The sequence below is a fragment of the Pilosibacter rotomagensis genome, assembly GCF_045062245.2.
In the GTDB taxonomy this organism is placed as follows: domain Bacteria; phylum Bacillota; class Clostridia; order Lachnospirales; family Lachnospiraceae; genus Pilosibacter.
Genome location: NZ_CM170323.1, coordinates 1,959,840 through 1,978,233 on the forward strand (window position 1 = coordinate 1,959,840; position 18,394 = coordinate 1,978,233).

15 protein-coding genes and 1 pseudogene are annotated in these 18,394 nt (G+C 46.9%); 4 read left to right on the forward strand and 12 right to left on the reverse strand.

Annotation, left to right across the window (positions count from 1 at the left end; translation table 11 throughout):
- The first annotated feature begins 516 nt into the window (after nucleotides 1–516).
- The gene (locus tag ACI3EW_RS08635) at nucleotides 517–2,616 is read left to right on the forward strand and encodes a glutamine synthetase III family protein (protein WP_405582384.1); all 2,100 of its coding nucleotides are present in this window, start codon (nucleotides 517–519) and stop codon (nucleotides 2,614–2,616) included.
- 116 nt (nucleotides 2,617–2,732) lie between these two features.
- On the opposite strand, the gene ACI3EW_RS08640 is transcribed toward ACI3EW_RS08635, so the two are convergent.
- The 6 genes from ACI3EW_RS08640 to ACI3EW_RS08665 form a co-directional block, all read right to left on the reverse strand.
- Nucleotides 2,733–3,494 carry a creatininase family protein gene (locus ACI3EW_RS08640; protein WP_118298013.1) on the reverse strand — a complete coding sequence of 254 codons (762 nt, stop codon included), beginning with the start codon at nucleotides 3,492–3,494 and terminating at the stop codon, nucleotides 2,733–2,735.
- Nucleotides 3,495–3,854: 360 nt separating this feature from the next.
- Nucleotides 3,855–4,037, reverse strand: a complete 183-nt coding sequence (gene rpmF / locus ACI3EW_RS08645) for a 50S ribosomal protein L32 (protein ID WP_015554505.1) — start codon at nucleotides 4,035–4,037, stop codon at nucleotides 3,855–3,857.
- 2 nt (nucleotides 4,038–4,039) lie between these two features.
- Complete coding sequence (locus tag ACI3EW_RS08650) at nucleotides 4,040–4,567, reverse strand: YceD family protein (protein WP_021905044.1); 528 nt, start codon at nucleotides 4,565–4,567, stop codon at nucleotides 4,040–4,042.
- 435 nt (nucleotides 4,568–5,002) lie between these two features.
- On the reverse strand, nucleotides 5,003–6,196 hold the full coding sequence (locus ACI3EW_RS08655) for an acetate kinase (protein WP_015554503.1): 1,194 nt from the start codon (nucleotides 6,194–6,196) through the stop codon (nucleotides 5,003–5,005).
- Between the two features lie 152 nt (nucleotides 6,197–6,348).
- Complete coding sequence (gene pta, locus ACI3EW_RS08660; protein ID WP_117470288.1) at nucleotides 6,349–7,350, reverse strand: phosphate acetyltransferase; 1,002 nt, start codon at nucleotides 7,348–7,350, stop codon at nucleotides 6,349–6,351.
- Between the two features lie 438 nt (nucleotides 7,351–7,788).
- Nucleotides 7,789–8,121 (reverse strand): cyclic-di-AMP receptor, encoded by a 333-nt coding sequence (locus tag ACI3EW_RS08665; RefSeq protein WP_118298009.1) that lies wholly within the window; start codon nucleotides 8,119–8,121, stop codon nucleotides 7,789–7,791.
- 272 nt (nucleotides 8,122–8,393) lie between these two features.
- Here ACI3EW_RS08665 and ACI3EW_RS08670 point away from each other — a divergent pair, with 272 nt between their 5' ends.
- Nucleotides 8,394–9,596, forward strand: coding sequence for a tRNA(Met) cytidine acetate ligase (locus ACI3EW_RS08670; RefSeq protein WP_215702058.1), 1,203 nt, complete (start codon nucleotides 8,394–8,396; stop codon nucleotides 9,594–9,596).
- A 176-nt stretch (nucleotides 9,597–9,772) separates the two neighbouring features.
- Here the strand turns inward: ACI3EW_RS08670 and ACI3EW_RS08675 are convergent, their stop codons facing one another.
- From ACI3EW_RS08675 to ACI3EW_RS08685, 3 genes are all read right to left on the reverse strand, one after another.
- Complete coding sequence (locus tag ACI3EW_RS08675) at nucleotides 9,773–12,580, reverse strand: AAA family ATPase (RefSeq protein ID WP_215702059.1); 2,808 nt, start codon at nucleotides 12,578–12,580, stop codon at nucleotides 9,773–9,775.
- Nucleotides 12,577–13,710: an exonuclease SbcCD subunit D gene (locus ACI3EW_RS08680; RefSeq protein WP_118532999.1), complete on the reverse strand. Its 1,134-nt coding sequence runs from the start codon at nucleotides 13,708–13,710 to the stop codon at nucleotides 12,577–12,579. Before ACI3EW_RS08680 ends, ACI3EW_RS08675 begins: the two co-directional genes overlap by 4 nt.
- A 217-nt stretch (nucleotides 13,711–13,927) precedes the next feature.
- Nucleotides 13,928–14,242 carry a LysM peptidoglycan-binding domain-containing protein gene (locus ACI3EW_RS08685; RefSeq protein ID WP_118298004.1) on the reverse strand — a complete coding sequence of 105 codons (315 nt, stop codon included), beginning with the start codon at nucleotides 14,240–14,242 and terminating at the stop codon, nucleotides 13,928–13,930.
- 267 nt (nucleotides 14,243–14,509) lie between these two features.
- Between ACI3EW_RS08685 and lexA the strand changes: the two genes are divergently transcribed.
- A complete protein-coding gene (gene lexA / locus ACI3EW_RS08690; protein WP_118298003.1) occupies nucleotides 14,510–15,127 on the forward strand; it encodes a transcriptional repressor LexA in 618 nt (205 codons plus the stop codon).
- A gap of 396 nt (nucleotides 15,128–15,523) precedes the next feature.
- Here the strand turns inward: lexA and ACI3EW_RS08695 are convergent, their stop codons facing one another.
- Nucleotides 15,524–15,643, reverse strand: a complete 120-nt coding sequence (locus ACI3EW_RS08695) for a GNAT family N-acetyltransferase (RefSeq protein ID WP_252197329.1) — start codon at nucleotides 15,641–15,643, stop codon at nucleotides 15,524–15,526.
- 270 nt (nucleotides 15,644–15,913) lie between these two features.
- Here ACI3EW_RS08695 and ACI3EW_RS08700 point away from each other — a divergent pair, with 270 nt between their 5' ends.
- Nucleotides 15,914–16,426, forward strand: a complete 513-nt coding sequence (locus ACI3EW_RS08700) for a hypothetical protein (RefSeq protein ID WP_215702060.1) — start codon at nucleotides 15,914–15,916, stop codon at nucleotides 16,424–16,426.
- 119 nt (nucleotides 16,427–16,545) lie between these two features.
- Here ACI3EW_RS08700 and ACI3EW_RS08705 read toward each other — a convergent pair whose 3' ends face one another.
- Together ACI3EW_RS08705 and tnpA are read right to left on the reverse strand one after the other, a co-directional pair.
- Nucleotides 16,546–17,664 carry an RNA-guided endonuclease TnpB family protein gene (locus ACI3EW_RS08705; RefSeq protein ID WP_485662849.1) on the reverse strand — a complete coding sequence of 373 codons (1,119 nt, stop codon included), beginning with the start codon at nucleotides 17,662–17,664 and terminating at the stop codon, nucleotides 16,546–16,548.
- Nucleotides 17,627–18,066 (reverse strand): annotated as a pseudogene (tnpA, locus tag ACI3EW_RS08710) (IS200/IS605 family transposase). Before tnpA ends, ACI3EW_RS08705 begins: the two are co-directional and overlap by 38 nt.
- Between the last annotated feature and the right edge of the window lie 328 nt (nucleotides 18,067–18,394).

Sequence of the window (18,394 nt, forward strand, 5' to 3'; positions counted from 1 at the left end):
CACATCATATGAAACTCATTTTTACGCAGGGATAATTGCTCATAGGTTTTGTTGCTGCGTTAAAAAAATATGGAACTACTATATTCCATTTTTTCGAATTTGTAAAGTAGTTTTTTTACAGTTTTCAAAAGTTTTTTATCCGGAATCACAGGACCACTTTCTTCTTTTTTATCCGGGTCTTGCGGCGTCATCAGGTATCCCGCCAGACTGGTGAAGCAGAAAAACTTAATAATAGGAACGCTGTCTGTGATCGGAAAAAATTTTAAAAAAATGTGTTGACAAATCCCGGAAAATGAGTATATTATACCACCATAAGAGCAAGGGCGCTTGGGTGCATGATACATACACCCCGGCGCCCTTCTCGCATTTCACGGATCTTCCCCACAACCCCCCATTTGGGATCCGCGAAATGATGACTGTCTGTTCCATACCCCGGAGCAGACAGCAAACTTTGTATAATTTCCCGCAGACAGGGAGCAAGGAGGTTCCCCAGCGGAGTTGAAAGGAGAAATATCTATGAGCAAAAGTATTCCTGAACTGTATGGCAGTCTTGTATTCAACGACTCCGAAATGAAAGCACGTCTCCCGAAGGATGTCTACAAAGCCCTTACAAAAACGATCAACAGCGGTTCCCATCTGGAGCTGGATATCGCGAACTCTGTTGCAGTCGCAATGAAAGAATGGGCGCTCGAACATGGTGCTACCCACTTCACTCACTGGTTCCAGCCGATGACAGGCATCACTGCTGAAAAGCATGACAGTTTCCTCTCTCCGACCGGTGTTGGCGAAGCAATCATGGAATTTTCCGGAAAAGAACTTGTAAAAGGTGAGCCGGACGCTTCCAGCTTCCCGTCAGGCGGCTTACGCGCCACCTTCGAAGCCCGCGGATATACCGCATGGGATCCTACCTCTTTCGCATTCATCAAGGGACATACACTCTGTATCCCAACTGCCTTTTGTTCTTACAGCGGCGAGGCACTCGATAAAAAGACTCCGCTGCTCCGTTCCATGGAAGCCGTCAGCAAAGAAGCTACCCACTTACTTCACATTTTAGGAAAAACAGACGTCAGACGCGTCAACACCACGGTAGGCGCTGAGCAGGAATATTTTCTGGTAGACAAGGAGTGCTACCGTTTAAGAAAAGATCTGATCTTCTGCAGACGTACCTTATTTGGTGCTCCGGCTCCGAAGGGACAGGAAATGGATGACCATTACTTCGGTTCCATCAAACCGAGAGTCGAAGCTTTTATGGAGGACCTGAACGAAGAGCTCTGGAAACTCGGCATCCCGGCAAAGACTGAGCACAACGAGGTTGCACCTGCTCAGCATGAGCTTGCTCCGGTATTTGAGACCGTCAATGTTGCCGTTGACCACAACCAGCTCGTTATGGAGATAATGAAGAAGGTCGCTGACCGCCATGGTCTTGCGTGCCTGCTCCATGAAAAACCGTTCGAGGGCATCAACGGAAGCGGTAAGCACAACAACTGGGCACTCTCCACAGATTCCGGCGAGAACCTGTTAAATCCGGGAAAGACACCGGCAGAGAACACACAGTTCTTACTGTTCTTAGCAGCTGTTGTTGAGGCTGTTGATGATTACGCCGATCTGTTAAGGATCTCCGTTGCTACAGCCGGAAATGACCATCGTCTCGGCGCAAACGAGGCACCGCCAGCTGTTGTATCCATGTTCTTGGGAGAAGAACTTGAGGCTGTTGTCGATTCCATTAAATCTGATACATATTTTGAAGGAAAGGGCGCTGTTCAGATGTCCATCGGACCGAAGGTGCTCCCGCACTTCACAAAAGACAACACGGACCGTAACCGTACCTCACCGTTCGCCTTCACAGGAAATAAGTTTGAGTTCCGTATGCCGGGCTCTTCCCTCTCCCTGTCCGGTCCGAACGTGATCTTAAATACAGCCGTTGCCGAGTCCCTCGCCGGATTCTGCAAAGTCCTGGACGGACTTACCGGGGAGAACCTCGATTCCGCAATTCATGAGCTCTTAAAAGATACCTTTAAGAAGCATGAGCGGATCATCTTCAACGGAAACGGCTACACAGACGAATGGCTTGCAGAAGCCGAGAAGCGCGGTCTTCCGAACTTCAAGTCCACACCGGAGGCTCTTCCGCATTTCATCGACGAGAAGAACATTGAGCTCTTCACAAAACATGAAGTCTTCACAAAAGAGGAGCTCTTCTCCCGTTACGAGATCCTTCTTGAGGATTATGCGAAGGCTCTCCACATCGAGGCAAAGACTATGGAGGAGATGGTTCAGAAAGACTTCCTTCCGTCCCTGTTCTCCTATGTGAATGACCTTGCATGCACAGGAAGCTCTAAAAAAGAGCTCGTTCCCGGCATTACAACAAAGGCCGAAGAAAAGCTGATCACAAAGCTCTCCGGGCTCGCAGATGTGATCTCTGATGAGCTCGATACCTTAAAGGATATGATCGGTACCGCCGAAGGTATGGATGACTACTTAAAGGCTGGCACCTACTACCACGATACGATTCTTACCGAAATGGAAAAGATCCGTCTGGCTGTCAACGATGCGGAAGTCCTGATCCCGGAGGATTATCTCCCGTATCCGACATACGATGCATTGCTCTTCTACATTTAATTGTTTTGCTCATAGGGAAGACCGCCGGTTACCAGAGAAATCTGAACCGGCGGTCTTTTCGTATCACATTTTAAAAAAATTTCCAGCGTCACTTTCTTATCCGTTCTGACACCTCTTTATGAAAGTTTAACTTTCTTGAACTCTTCCATGAAATCAACAATATAGTTTGCTGTGGTCTCGAGCATTTCCTTGCCCCACTCTTCTGTAGCGGTACTTGGATGATCTGGTCCAATCCAGCCGCTGTCGGTAACATGCGGAGTTTTGCGAAGAATCTCAACGGTAACTCCCTTATACTCAACAGAACGGAAACCGGTTGTCTTCAGATTCTCAGACAGATGCTTAAACTGGAGTTCACCACCTATCTCACTCTTATCAACTAAAGACGGATCAATTCCAAGAATCGCAGCCGTTTCCTCACCACCGCCGTGGCCGCCTTTCCACGCCGGGTTCATATCCCATGCCATCAGCCACCAGTTAAGCATAGCAACCAGACAGCCCTTATCCTCGAATTCCATGCCAAGGCGCTGAATCATCTTGATGTTTCCGCCGTGTCCGTTCAGGAAAACGAATTTTCTTGCGCCGTGACGATACAGACTCAGGAAAACCTGACGGCAAAACTGATAGAGTACCTCGTCGTCAATATCAATTGTACCAGGATACGGAGCAAAATTGGGGCAGGAACCATATGGAATGGTGGGAGCAATCAAAACATCACTCTTCTTCTCAATTTTCTCCAACAAGTGCTCCGGAATCAGTGTATCGGTTCCAAGCGGCATGTGACGGCCGTGACACTCAATACTGCCGATAGAAACAAGTACCATATCATTTTTTTCAAAATATTCCTGAGCTTTCGGCCATGTCAAATTTTCAAGTCTCATAGTTTCTTTCCTTTCATATATGATTTTATAATTTATCTTAACGGTTAATAATTTACTGTTCCTCTTTAGTATTGGCTTTATTATCTGACATTTTTGGGGCTTTCAAGCATTTCTTTATAAAACAAGTATAGTCTATGGTAATAGGATTGTCAATATTCCCAATCGACAACAATAGCTTAGCAGAAAACGAATCATAAATTTAGGATGTCGATTTGTGGTTTTTACGCCATCGACATCCTTAACACCAATACATATTTGTTTTTCAAAAAGCAAGAAGCCAGACACCGCAGGATCTGACTTCTTGCTGTAGGCGAAAAAATCCCCCGGTGGAAAACCACCGGAGGATCTCATAATTCTTAATTAGTCTTCAACTTTAACGATTTCACGCTTGTTGTAGCTGCCGCATGCCTTGCATACTCTATGAGGCATCATTAAAGCACCGCACTTGCTGCACTTTACTAAGTTCATAGCGGACATTTTCCAGTTCGCTCTGCGGCTGTCTCTTCTCGCTTTGGAAGATTTATTCTTAGGACAGATAGACATGGTTACACCTCCTTAAACTGTTTGAAAATATCCTGGATGGCTGCCATCCGCGGGTCAGGAACCCATGTATCACAGCCGCAATCTCCCTTGTTGAGATTTGCTCCACATCTACTGCAGATTCCCTTGCAATCATCCTTGCAAAGGACCTTCATAGGCAGGTACAATGATAACTCATTGCAAACCAGCATATCGGCATCCAGATTATAACCAGATAAATAAGATTGTTCATCCAAGTCCTTCACTCTGTCCTCATCGGAAGCATTCATATCGATCTCCTGGTCAAACTCGATATCTGTGGTGTAATTCACCGGTTCCAGACATCTTGAACAGGGAATCGCAAGAGTCACGGAAGTATTTCCCGTAAGACTCAGCTTTCTGTTTCCAAGGTTTTTTACAGTGATCTTTACCGGGTTCGCAGAGACCACCGGATACTCAACTCGGGAACCCTTGTAAGCTTTCGCTTCAAACGGTACTTCCCAGGTTTTCTCTTTGCCTTCCAGAGTAAAAACTTCAGATAAATTAATCAGCATATTATGTTTCTCCTAATACGCACTAAGATATTATATATGAACAGGAACAATTTGTCAACAATTTTTCTAATAAAATATTAAATTTTAAAAGCTCTATTTTTCATGCATTTCTGCGCTCAAACCATATTCTTGTGACAAATTCTTAACCGCGCCAGAGCGCGCATTAAGAGCACCAGAAACGAATATTTTCGTACCTGGGATAAGAAACCCCAGCGTATGTCGTAAGAGTTCCAAAGCCGTCCTGAGGGCGTTAAAACCTCCAGACAGCACAGAAGCCAACCCGCTCATCTCCTGCTCTCACAGGGTTCTGAACGGGTCAGCGTCATTGCTAATCGATCAAACCGTATGCTGATTCAGATGAGAAAGCACTTATGCAAGCAGGCTTGCAGCCCATCTTTTCATCGAAACCGGCGCACGGCTGAACTGTACCCTGAATTATTTTACAAGAGCTAAAGTCTCTCTTGCAATCGCAAGCTCCTCGTTTGTCGGGATAACCATAACTTTAACTTTGGAATCCGGTGTGGAGATTACGATATCTTTTCCTCTTACGCTGTTAGCCTCGTCGTCGATCTTGATGCCAAGGTAGGATAAATGCTCGCAAACAGCTTTTCTCATGGACTTGCCGTTCTCACCAAGACCTGCTGTGAATGCGATCACATCTACGCCGTCCATAGCTGCTGTGTAAGCACCGATGTACTTAACAACGCGGTAGTTGTACGCCGCAAGAGCTTTCGCTGCGCGGTCGTTGCCAGCCTCAGCTGCTTCCTCGATGTCACGGAAGTCGCTGGATACGCCGGACAGGCCAAGAACACCGGACTTTTTGTTCAGAACGTTCATAACGCCTGCGATGTCGAGGTTCTCTTTCTTAGCGATGAACTCCATGATAGCCGGATCCATATCACCGGAACGAGTTCCCATGATAAGTCCCTCAAGTGGAGTGAGACCCATGCTTGTATCTACGGATTTGCCGTTCTTTACAGCGGAAAGGCTTGCGCCGTTACCAAGATGGCAAACGATGATCTTTAAATCTTCGTACGGTTTTCCGGCAACCTCAGCAGCTCTCTTGGACACGAAGCTGTGGGAAGTTCCGTGGAAGCCGTATCTTCTTACTTTGTACTTCTCATAGTACTCGTACGGAAGACCGTAAAGGTAAGCCTCCTCCGGCATTGTCTGATGGAATGCAGTATCGAATACAGCTACCATCGGTACGTTCGGCATAAGCTCCTGGCAAGCGCGGATACCGATCAGGTTTGCCGGGTTGTGAAGCGGTGCAAGATCGTTGCACTCTTCGATTGCTTTCATAGCCTCATCTGTGATCACTGTGGAAGAAGTAAACTTCTCACCGCCGTGTACGACACGGTGACCAACAGCGCCAACCTCTGCAAGGCTTGCGATAACGCCGCTCTTCTTGTTTGTGAGAGCGTCTAATACCATCTGGATCGCCTGTGTGTGTGTCGGCATCGGGGAAACGGTAACTTCCTTCTCTCCGCCTGCCGGCTGGTATGTGATCTGGCTTCCTTCGATACCAATTCTCTCGCAGAGACCTTTTGCAAGAACTGCCTCTGTATCAGAGTTGATTAACTGGTACTTTAAGGAAGAGCTTCCGCAGTTGATAACTAAAATATTCATGACAGATAAAACTCCTTGTGATTATAAAATAGAATCTGTGTCTTCCGGTCTCCGGAACGAAGACTGGATATTACAGTTGTTGCCAAAAAGGGAACGCCGTTTCCTCTTGATCGATTTTGCGTCGTTCCCCATTGTTGTTAAGTAATTATAGATTAAGCCATCTGAGCCTGTACAGCTGTAAGAGCTACTACACCAACGATATCCTCAGCAGAGCATCCACGGGAAAGGTCGTTGACCGGTCTTGCGATACCCTGGAGCATCGGGCCGTAAGCTTCTGCTTTAGCAAGTCTCTGAACCAGCTTGTAACCGATGTTGCCGCAGTCAAGGTTCGGGAAGATAAGAACGTTAGCATGACCTGCAACTTCGCTTCCTTTTGCTTTTGCTTTTGCTACGGACGGAACAATCGCTGCATCGAGCTGTAACTCGCCGTCAAGGTCAAGCTGCGGGTACTTCTCGTTTGCGATCTTTGTAGCCTCTACAACCTTGTCTACAAGAGCGTGCTTTGCGCTGCCCTTTGTGGAGTGGGAAAGCATAGCTACGATCGGCTTCTCACCAACAAGTGCGCGGAAGCTCTTAGCGGAGCTGTCAGCGATTGCAGCGAGCTCTGCAGATGTCGGATCCTGGTTTAAACCACAGTCAGCGAATAAGAATGTGCCGTTTGCACCGTACTCGCAGTTCGGAACGTCCATGATGAAGAAACCGGATACAAGCTCTGTTCCCGGAGCTGTCTTTAAGATCTGAAGAGCCGGTCTTAATGTATCAGCTGTTGCGTGGCAAGCACCTGCAACAAGTCCGTCAGCGTCTTTTTCTTTTACCATCATAACGCCGTATGTGATGTAATCTGTCTTTAAGATCTCCTGTGCTTTCTCGAGAGTCATACCCTTTTTCTCTCTTAATTTGAACAGGGTCTCTGCGTAGTGGTCAAACTTCGGATCAGTATCCGGATCTACGACCTTAAGACCAGTAAGGTCAACTTCCAGCCAGTGAGCACCATCCATGATCTTTTCCTCTTTTCCGATCATGATCAGGTCAGCGGTCTTCTCCTTTAATACCTGTGCTGCAGCAATAAGAGTTCTCTTATCGTTGCTCTCCGGCAGAATGATTGTCATTACATCCTGTTTTGCCTTTTCTTTCATAAGATCAATAAATGCCATGATGATTGACTCCTTCCTCAATATGGGTTTTCATACGTATTTTTATTATATCGCAGCTAAATACTGGATACAAGACTATATTCTCCAATTTTTTGCACTTTTTTCAATACCTCTCGTTAAATTTAAAACAATGCGGTAAAAAAACGGGCACAGCGGAAGTTTGACCGGAAGCAGCTGCCTGCCTATCGGGAAATTTTATCGAACGTTCCGGTAACAAGTGAAAACACGCTTCGCGAGTTTCCCCTTGTTATCGCGACAATCGCCATGGTCTCGCGCAAGCACGGACTTTGGCTCGTTGTGCGCGTAAACAAACAGCTCCGGTCGACCAGGAATACTGATTGCCGGAGCTGTTTGTATCTTTTATCTTTTCTCTGCAGGACCGCAGTCATATTTATTGTTCGCATTGCTGCAGCAGTCTCTGTCAGTATCATTTTTCGGTCAGATCTTCTCATACCGCTCAACATCTACAACAAAGATCGTCGCACCGCCGACATCGACCGACATCGGCATTGTTGCGCAGTGGACCATGGAGGAACCGGATACATACGGCATATTGATCGTGATCTTCTGGTGATGGCCGCACTCCTTTTTAATAATATCGATCGCTTCATCAACCCGCGCTTCTTCCGTCACGATCATCAGGGTCGTATTCCCTTTTTTCAGGAATCCGCCGGTCGTGGAAAGACGGGTCACGCTGAATTTGTGTTTTGTGAGTGACGTCGTCACATCGTCCTCGTTGTCATACCGGATAATTGCGTAGATCAGTTTCATATAGCATCCATCCTTTCTGCGTCTTATTTCGAAGATTGCGGTATGCGCCGCAAAGATATAACTGTAACACTAAGGCAGCCGCTCTGAATTCTTTCTGATATTTTTGAATATTCTTATCATCCTGGAACAATCAGTCTTTCACACGCTGCTTAGATGCAGTATATCACATTTTTTCTTTGAGAACAATAAATATTGCATTAAGATTTTGTTTCGACTATGATATTAGATAACGAATGCAGGCAAATGATCTGCACAAGTTGAGGAGATCTACTATGAAAACAGCTGCCATCATTGCAGAATACAATCCATTCCACAATGGCCATAAATATCAGATTGAAGAGACAAGACGCCGGACCGGAGCCGATTTCATCGCGGTCGTCATGAGCGGTGACTTCGTACAGCGCGGGGCCCCGGCAATCTACAGCAAGTTTCTCCGGACTCGCTCCGCGCTTCTCTCCGGCGCTGACCTCGTTGTCGAAATGCCCGTTTTCGGAAGTCTGAGCGCTGCCCAGGATTTCGCACGCTGCGGAATCTCTTTGTTTCATCATATGGGGATCATCGATGTGCTCTCCTTCGGCAGTGAAGCAGGGGAAATCAAAAAATTGCAGGAACTGGCAGACCAGGCCGGCACAGAGACGGAAGAACAGTCGGATCTGATCCGTAAAAGTCTCCGAAGCGGCCTTACCTACCCACAGGCACTGGCTCTTGCCAGAAAAGATTCTGTTCCTGTATCGCCCAACGATATCCTTGCGGTTGAGTACCTGAAGGCATTAAAGGAATTTTCTTCCGCGGTCGAACCCTGGACCCTGAAACGCTCCGATCCCGGGTATCACTCCGAAGGGCGGGACGGCTCTTTCGCTTCTGCAACAGCGATCCGAAAGGCGATCTCTGCGCAGGATCCGGATTTTCTCTCAGCTGTTCTCCCGGATTCCCACTTTGAAAGTCTGCAGGCCGAATCCGAGGTTCCATTATTTCCGGATGATTTTTCTCTCCTGATAGAACAGAAGATCCTGACTTCCGCTCTGGAAAAAATTCAGAGCATTTCCGGTATGCCGGAGGACCTCGCCGCAAAGCTCTATAAAAACCGTCTGGAATTTCTCCGGACCGATGCACTGACCGCAGCCAGAAAAGACCGGCAGTATACTTACGCGAAGGTCAGCCGCGCTCTTATGAATCTCATGCTGGATATCACAGACAAAGACCAACGGGGATTTGCTGCCTGCGATTACGCTCCATGGGTCCGGATCCTGGGATTCCGAAAAACATCCGCAGCACTTTTATCGGAATTGAAAAAGCATTGCGATATCCCTGTCATCGTCAAGACCGCTGATGCCAACGAGATTCTCTCCCCGGAAGTCTATCCGCTTTTTGAGAAAAATCTGACCGCATCTGAGATCTGCCGGATGGTGCGGGAGCTGAAATCAGGAAAGGTACAAAAAAACGAATTTACCCGTTCGCCGATCATGATCCCGTGAACTATATAGGCAATTGAATTACCGCGCATCTGCATTTTAGATCACCGTATCTACGATGTAGATGCTTCTTTTTTCCGGTTCCTTTTCTCCGCATATTTGGCTGACACTTCTTCCGACTGCGACGGACATTGGCTGGAATAGCTCTCTTCCTGCCGGATCTGCTGTCACGCACGTTTTCAGATCACGCCGTCCGATATTCTGACAGTGCTTCCCACGCCTTCCCGACCGCGTTTTTTTGTTATCACGATCTTTTTTTCAATCCTGTCTTTCAGCTCCGCAACATGAGAAATGATACCGACAAGTTTTTTTCCGTCCGCAAGATTTCCCAGTGCCTTTACCGCCTGGTCCAGCGCATCCTCATCAAGAGAACCGAATCCTTCGTCCACAAACATGGCATCCAGCTGGATCCCGCCTGCCATAGACTGGATCTCATCCGAAAGTCCCAGCGCCAGGGAAAGCGAGGCCTGGAACGTTTCGCCGCCGGAGAGCGTCTTTACACTCCGCTCACTTCCATTATAGTGATCGATCACATTCAGTTCCAGTCCGCTCTTGTCCTTTTTGTTCCCCGATGTCTCACTTCTTTTCAGTTCATACTGACCGCTGCTCATCGTCATCAGCCGGATATTCGCCCGCCTCAGAATCCGGTCAAAATACGCCATCTGGACATAGGTCTCAAGTTCGATCTTCCGCTTTCCATTCAGTGTCCCGGCTGCCGTGTCCGCAAGTGAGTGGACCCAGATATATTCCTGTTCTGTCTGTTCCATGAGATTCTGCCAGGTGCAGACCTTCTCGTAGATCTTCCGGTTGTTCTGTAAAGCCGAATGGAGCTGTTCCCGCTGTTTTAATGTTCCTGTTTTTTTCGTCTCCAGGCGTTCCAGCATCTCTGAGAGTTCCGTTTCCTTCAGCTCTTCTCTTTTTCCGATCTGTTTTTCCAGTGTTTCCACCGCAGAATCCAAGCTCGCCATATCTCTCTGGTATTTTTCCATTTTAGCCTTCGCGCTGCTTTCTTCCAGCTCCAGCTCCCTTTTCTGCGTTTTCATCATTTTCAGGTTTTCTTCGATCTCTGCCGCATTTTGCCCTTCCAGCCTTTCCTGAAGCTCTTTCACCTGCACCTTCAGCATTGACAGGGATGTCAACAGGTTCTGCTCCGACAAGGCAAGCGCCGTATTTTTTTCTTTCGCCGTCTCCAGAGCCTTTTCCAGCTTCTTTATTGAATCTTCCAGCGTTTTTAGCTGTTTCAGCTGTTCTGCATTCGATCTGATACGGATTTCCAGTTCACAAAGTTCTTTCTCCGTCTTTGTTATCGCCAGTCTGGCTGCCGTCATACACTCCGCAGGATCCGATATCTCTGATATCCTGTTATACAGGTCTGCTTTCAAAGCGGCAGGAAGCTCCACTATCCTCTTTATCTCGAGATCCAGATTTTCTTTTAAGTTTCCGGCTCTCTCGCTCAGCCTCTCAGACTTCACTCCTGCCCGTTCAGCTTCCTTCTTTCTTAGTTTCAGTTCTTCCTGATCCGGGATCTCTTCTGCAAGCTCAGCAGGAGCCGGGTGATGACAGGAACCGCATACCGGACAGGGGATTCCTTCCTCCAGATCCTGTGCAAGAATGCCGGCCTGGGCATTCAGAAACAGTGTTTCCAGGTGTCCATACCGTATGCGGCTCTCATCACGCAGGGAAATCGAGATTGCGTACTCTTTCTGCACATCTTTCAATTCCCTGTAAGTCGACTCAAGCCGCTCCAGGTGTTCTTCCAGTTCCTTTTTCTGTCGCAAAAGTGCTTCTTTCGCATTTGACAGTTGCTCTTTCTCCACCGGTGCTCTGGAAATCTTCTCTCTGTCCCCAGACCGGTTCTCCAGTTCTGTTTGCAGAAGATCCGTCTGTTCCTGCATCGACTTTCTATCTGTCTGAACGCTCAAAAGTGTCTGTTCTTTCCCAGCCGCTTCTCCTCTTTTCTGCTCCAGTTCCAGAAATCTCTGACTATCCAGTTCCAGTTTCTGAACTTTCTTTGCCAGTTCTTCGCGAAGCTCCGACTTTTTCTCCACTTTTTTCCATTCTGCAAGGACCGCTTCATACTCCGGATTCAGTCGTTCCCGTTCCTGTTTTTTATTCTCCAGTTCTGCCTCGATCCGTCTGATCTGGGCCGCCTTTCCCTTTTTTTCATTTACCGCGCGGATCTGCTTTTCCAGGCTCTGCACAGATCCATCCAGCGTTTCCAGATGTACCTTTTCTTTTTCTGTCTCACTGCGCAGCAGCTCGATCCCCCGCATTGTTTTTCCTTCAAAATGTACCTTTTTTAAGGAATTAAATTCCTGTTCCGCCGCCGGATCTTCCTCAAAGCAGGCATCCTCCAGGTACTGGGTAATGCTCCGGCGCAGATCATCATAATCTTTTCGTCTGCGCTTTTCCTCGTCCCGCAGACGCCACTGGATCTCCTGAAAGATCTCCGTGTGAAAGATCTGACGGAAAATTTCTCCGCGTTCCGCAGTCCCTGCGATCAGAAGTTTCTGGAAATCCCCCTGGGCGATCATCGCAATCTGAGTAAACTGTTTATAGTCGAGACCCATCAGCTCCGTCACAGCCTTTGTGACCGCGCCCATCTTTGCCACTGGCTGACGTCCGTCGGGATAGATCAGTTCCGCATCCGCTTTTTTCGTTGTAAATCCGGTTCCTCGCTTTTTCGGGCATTCATATTCCGGATTTCTTCTGACGATATATTCTTTTCCCTGATAGGCGAAAGTCAGCTCCACAAACGTCTCCGTCTCTGCTTTCGCATATTTGCTCCGGAACATTCCGGCTTCCCGCACAGTTCCGCTTGCCTCACCGTACAGGGCAAATGTGATCGCATCAAAGATCGTCGTCTTACCGGCGCCGGTATCTCCCGTGATCAGGTAAAGACCATGTTCTCCAAGTTGTTCAAAATCGATCGTGTTCTCCCCCGCGTATGGGCCGAAGGCACTGATCACCAGTTTTTCAGGTTTCATTCTTTTATCTCCCGGATCAATTGTTCTGCAAAATCCTTCTGTTGTTTCGTCATAGGCTGATTATTCTGAAGTTCATAGAACTCATAAAACAGTTCGATCTCTGTCTTTTTTTCTACGGCCTGCGCTGCATCGACCTCCTGAGTGGTTTTTGTCCTCTGATTGTCATACAAAAGCTGCATGATATTCGGGTAGATCACACGCAGTTTCTGAAGACCGTCCGGCACATCATCCTCGTCCGTCAAGGTCACCTGGATATAATCTTCACGGTTCATATCTCTGTAAAAAGAACGGTCGGTAAGTTCCAGATAAGTGCCCCGGAGCTTCCTCATATCCCGGAGAGGTTTTAACGGCAGCAGGCTGGTCCTTACTGTTCCTTTTTTCTCCAACTCCACGACTGTAATTGATTTCTCCTGGTCCACCTCCGAAAATGAATATTTTAAGGGAGTCCCGCAATAGCGAACCCGGTCAGTTCCTACGTTTTGGGGACTGTGGATATGTCCAAGTGCTGTATAATCAAACGGTGTAAAGACCGCTGCATCAATGTTGTCGAGACCACCGACCTGAACATCCTCCGACTCGCACCTGGAAGCTCCCGTGACAAACTGGTGTGCGACAAGGATGTTTCTATCCTTCAGATCGATCTCCATATGGCGGATCACCGTCTCCGCCGCAGTCTGGACATCCGTTACCAGATCCGCCTCATTCTCAAATACATGCCGCACAGTCGAAGGGCGGATAAACGGGAGCAGGTGGATCCAGACTGTTCCGTATTGATCCTTCAGCGGAATCTTCGTGACACTCCCATCATATACAGGCGAAAGGTAGATCCCCCGGCTGTTCAACAGTCTTCCGCCGAAAGCCAGCCGTTCCGCCGAATCATGGTTCCCGCTGATAATAAAAACAGGAATCGCTCTCCCGGCAAGCCTTGTGATAAATTCGTCGAACACCTGGACCGCCTCCGCGGACGGGATCTGCTTGTCATAAATATCACCGGCCAGGATGATCCCGTCCGGCTTTTCTTCTTCCGCCAGATCAAGAATTCTTTTAAGAATATATTTCTGGTCTTCGATCATCGAAAACTCATTGACTCTCTTTCCGATATGAAGGTCCGATAAATGGAATAATTTCATTGGTTCCTCCTATTGCTCTCTCTTCTGCTCCTCCTATTGTACCGTTTTATCCCGGCAATAGCAAGCAAGGAACTTTTGGCCGCCGGTCAGCTGGAATGCAAGTATCCCGGAGAAAGAACAAGATCCCCGGACATCATTCTGCCCAAAGGATCTCGTTTGCAGCCCGGAGAGTCTTTCTCTCCGCATCCTCTCTTCTGTATCTTTCTGTCTTATATCATCACTTTATATACGGGTTTCCCGGCGTCTCCGCATAATACTCCACGGAGATCATATCACCGGCACGGAGTTCGTCAGAAACCATTCCGTTGATTAGTTTCAGCTCATATACATATTCCCGCACGGACATACCGGAATGATGATAATAAGTTTTTGCAACAGACCAGAGGGTATCACCTTTTTCCACCTCGATCGTCGTATAATAGCGGTTATAGACGGCATCATCCTCGTCTTCATTCGCCATAACCAGGGTCTTTCCAAAAAAGCAGGACATGATCATCACGATCATCACAAGAGCGATCAAATACTTCTTCATATTGGTTCCTCCTCTGTATTCAGTAAGTGCAAACTCATGTTTGGGAACATCTGTTCTGGTTTAGATTCTATCACGCGAACATATGTTTGTCAATTCTTTTTCTCCATTTTTTCGAACAAAGGTTTGCTTTTTTCCGCAGTTTATGATACTATGTATGCAGAGAAGAAATATTCTTTTGCAGATTATTACAGCGGTCGTCAAATGTCTCCCCGTGTATGCGCGGTTGCCATTTTCCTAATCGCCGTGACGAATAAAAGGAGGGGTCTCATGAGTCAGGGAAAAATTACTGATAAGCAGAAAGAAATACTTGAATATATAAAAGAAATGATTTTAAAGAAAGGATATCCGCCGGCTGTGCGCGAGATCTGTGAGGCGGTTCACTTGAAATCCACCTCCTCGGTCCACTCCCACCTGGAATCCCTGGAGAAGAACGGATATATCCGCCGGGATCCGACGAAGCCGAGAACTATCGAGATTCTCGATGATGATTTCGCTCTTACAAGACGTGAAGTTGTAAATGTGCCGGTGATCGGTACGGTCGCCGCCGGAACTCCGATCCTCGCGGAGCAGAATATCGAAGATTATCTTCCGATCCCTGCCGAAATGCTCCCGAATAAAGAAGTATTTATGTTAAAGGTAAAAGGAAACAGTATGATCGAAGCCGGGATCTACAGCGGTGATAAAGTCATCGTTGCAAAGCAGCCGGACGCCGAGAACGGCGATAAAGTCGTTGCGCTCGTTGATGACTCCGCGACCGTAAAAACGTTCTACAAAGAGAACGGTCACTTCCGTCTCCAGCCAGAAAACTCCACGATGGACCCGATCATCCTGGATCACGTAGAGATCCTCGGTAAAGTCATCGGTCTTTTCCGCATGATGAGCTGATTTGTTTATAACAAAAGAAAAATCCCCGGCAGTCCGCTGTGTTTTTGCAGTGGAACTGTCGGAGATTTTTTCATATCTTCCAGGCTGTGCTCTTGCGCTGTTGTCCCTTTCCCTATTTCGAGAATATCAGTCGAAATGTCTTATGCCCGAAATGAGATGCAGCCGTTTGTCGGGTTAAATATTATTTCATGATCTTCCAATGTATCATTTACTCCTATAGAGCTCGGCAAACCAGAATCTGCGATTCCAATGTTTTTGCTTTAATTCATAGGACGGATGATATAAGCCGGTTGGTTCGTAAAATTCGTCACCAATATAGTGAAAACCCAGCTTACGCAAAACCTTTGCAGATTCAGTATTATGAGGATTCTGTCCTGCAAACAGTGCGTCTGCTTTCTAAATGGAAAACGCGTAGTTGATGACAGCCGATGCAGCTTCCACTGCGTAGCCTTTTCTCCAGAATTGCGGAAGCAGATGAAACCTGATCTCATATTCATTCTTACGATATGGTCGCAATCCGCAGCATCCAATCGCGAGATCCAGGGTGCGTTCGGCTTTGAGAACCCGCAGGCAATCTATAAGTGGATCGCCGGGAAATCACTTCCAAGCCTGGACAACTTTATCATTCTCAGCAGACTGTTACATACTAGCATTGAAAATATCCTCGTCATTGACGGGGATATTCCTCTTTTATGGGTTTCTTTAAACCAAGGGTTCAATGACATCTTCCCTCTCTCGCCTTATAATCGTGTCATAAGGAATTGATGCGAAGGAGGCGAATACATCATGAAAATGACTTCGGCTTATGCCAATAAACTGCTCAAAAGCCTGGCGGACGAAAAGTCCTACTGGGAAGCCAAGGAAGCGACATCCCGTACATACGTTGCCGCCGTCGGCGAGGAACCGGTCATCCCGGAGTATGACTACTCCGCCGTTTCCGAGACGTTGAAAGAAATTGATCGAAAAACCGTTATTATCAAGCACGCCCTGAACCTGGCCAACGCAACAGCAAAGATCATGGTAGGCGATACGGAAATGAGCGTCGACAGCATTCTGGTAAGGATGGCACAGCTCAACTCCCGCAAAGCGACCCTGGACACCATGCGGAAATGCCTTCCGAAAATGAGGGAATCTTCCCATGCATTCAGCTCCAGGAATGCCGTTCCTGAGTATCGCTATACCAATTACGATCCGGAACTGGTAAAACAGGATTACGAACATATCTCCGGCGAAATCATGGAAATGCAGATTGCCCTTGACCAGTACAATCAGACGTTCCTGTTTGAAGCGGACATGTGACATACTCCCACCACTTAGCTCATGCTTGAAGTGGGGGCTTCTCGTTCGATTACCCCGTTGGGCAAAGCATTCACGAGCGATCCCCGTGTGTCCCACGGTTCTTTTTGTCTGATATATTTTTATGATGCTTTTTCGCTTTTTTCTAATATGATCCCGGACATTCTCAGACCTTCCCTGCAGATGTTGACTGCCGCATTTTCATCACGGTCCATCCGGTTTCCGCAGCTGCAAAGATATACCCGCTCTTCCAGTTTCAGATCATGTTTTATTTTTCCACAACAGCTGCATGTTCTGGAACTGGGATACCAGCGGTCGATGCGGACAAGTTTCTTCCCTTCCCGTTCCAGTTTATACTGCAAAAAATCTGTGAACATTCTCCAGCCGTTGTCATGAACACTTTTTCCAAAACGATGTTCCCCGCTCATCGTCTTCAGATCCAGATCTTCGATACATACGATATCATAGAAATTGGTTATCTTTCTTGATTCTTTATGCAAGTAATCTTTTCTCTGGTGAGCGATATGTGTATGGATCCGCGCCACTTTTTTCTGCTGTTTTTTATAACGATTGCTTCCCTTCCGGCAATGACTCAGTTTTCTCTGCGCTTTCGCCAGTTTTTCCTCGCTGTTTCTGAAATAGTGCGGATAACCTGCATGTTTTCCATTGGAATCTACATATAGTTCTTTCATGGAAAAGTCGAGTCCGACGGCCTGCCTTATGTTCCTTGTTTCCACCGGCTTTTCTTCACAAAAATACAGAAGAGAAACATAATACCGCCCATCAGCTTCCAGACAGACGGATGCGCCTTTCAAGCAGGCATCTTCCCGGATCTTACGATGCTGCCGGATCCGGATCCAGCCTGCCTTTGGGAGCTTCAGTTTCCCATCTTTTAACAGGATATTTCCATTGACACTGTTTGTGGTATAGCTTTTAACAGGATTCTTTTTTGACTTGAATTTTGGAAATCCAAACGATGGATCCCGGAAAAAGTTTTTATAAGCAGTCTGCAGATGCAGCTGGGCATTGCACAGAGCAAGGCTGTCCACTTCTTTTAGCCATGGAAACTCTGCCTTATATTTTGCCGGAGTGACCTTCAGGTTTTTTCCGGTCTTTTCATAGCATTCCTTCTTTTCTGACAGCATCCGGTTATATACGAACCTGACACATCCAAATGTTTTTGCAAACAGTTCCTGCTGTATTTTATTGGGATAGATCCGAAACCGGTATACTACGTTCATATTTTTTCTCCCCCTGTGTCTCGATGTACTGACGGATCACTTCGATCGGAGCTCCGCCGGCACTCAGAAGACAGAAGCTCTGACTCCAGAACATTTCCTTCCAGAGCTTCTGCCGGATCTCCGGATACTCTTTTTTGCTCAGACGGCTGCTGACACTTTTATAGGCATTGATAAATTTACTGAGTTCCGACTTCGGATGGGCACGGAACATGATATGGACATGGTCCTCATCGTGATTCCACTCTTCCAGGGTGATATGATATTTGGGCGCAATGTATTCAAAGATTTCTCGTGCGCGATCCGAGATCGGATCATTCAGGACCTTTTCCGGTACTTTACGACCAGGATCAGATGATAACAGAGTAAAAATACTGAATGTGCATTATTGTCAAGTTCTCTCATATTTATCAGCCTTTCTTTTTATTTCGACTGATTTAATTATATCACAAATGAGATCATTTGTCTATTACATTTCAGAACATTTGTTCTGCTTGATCTGCAATCTATTTTTCCTTCAGGCTTATTGTATGTAGAATTGATGATATAGCACGACTACAAAAATCAATATATGAGAAGTTTACAATACACAGCACAGCTATGTGCAATAATCTGATATCTACATACCAACTATCGCACTATGCAAGAGATGACAATTCATCTCACCACCTATAGAGGTGGGAGAATTCTTGCTGATTCTTGTTAAAGAATTTTCCGTACAGGGTCTTTAAAA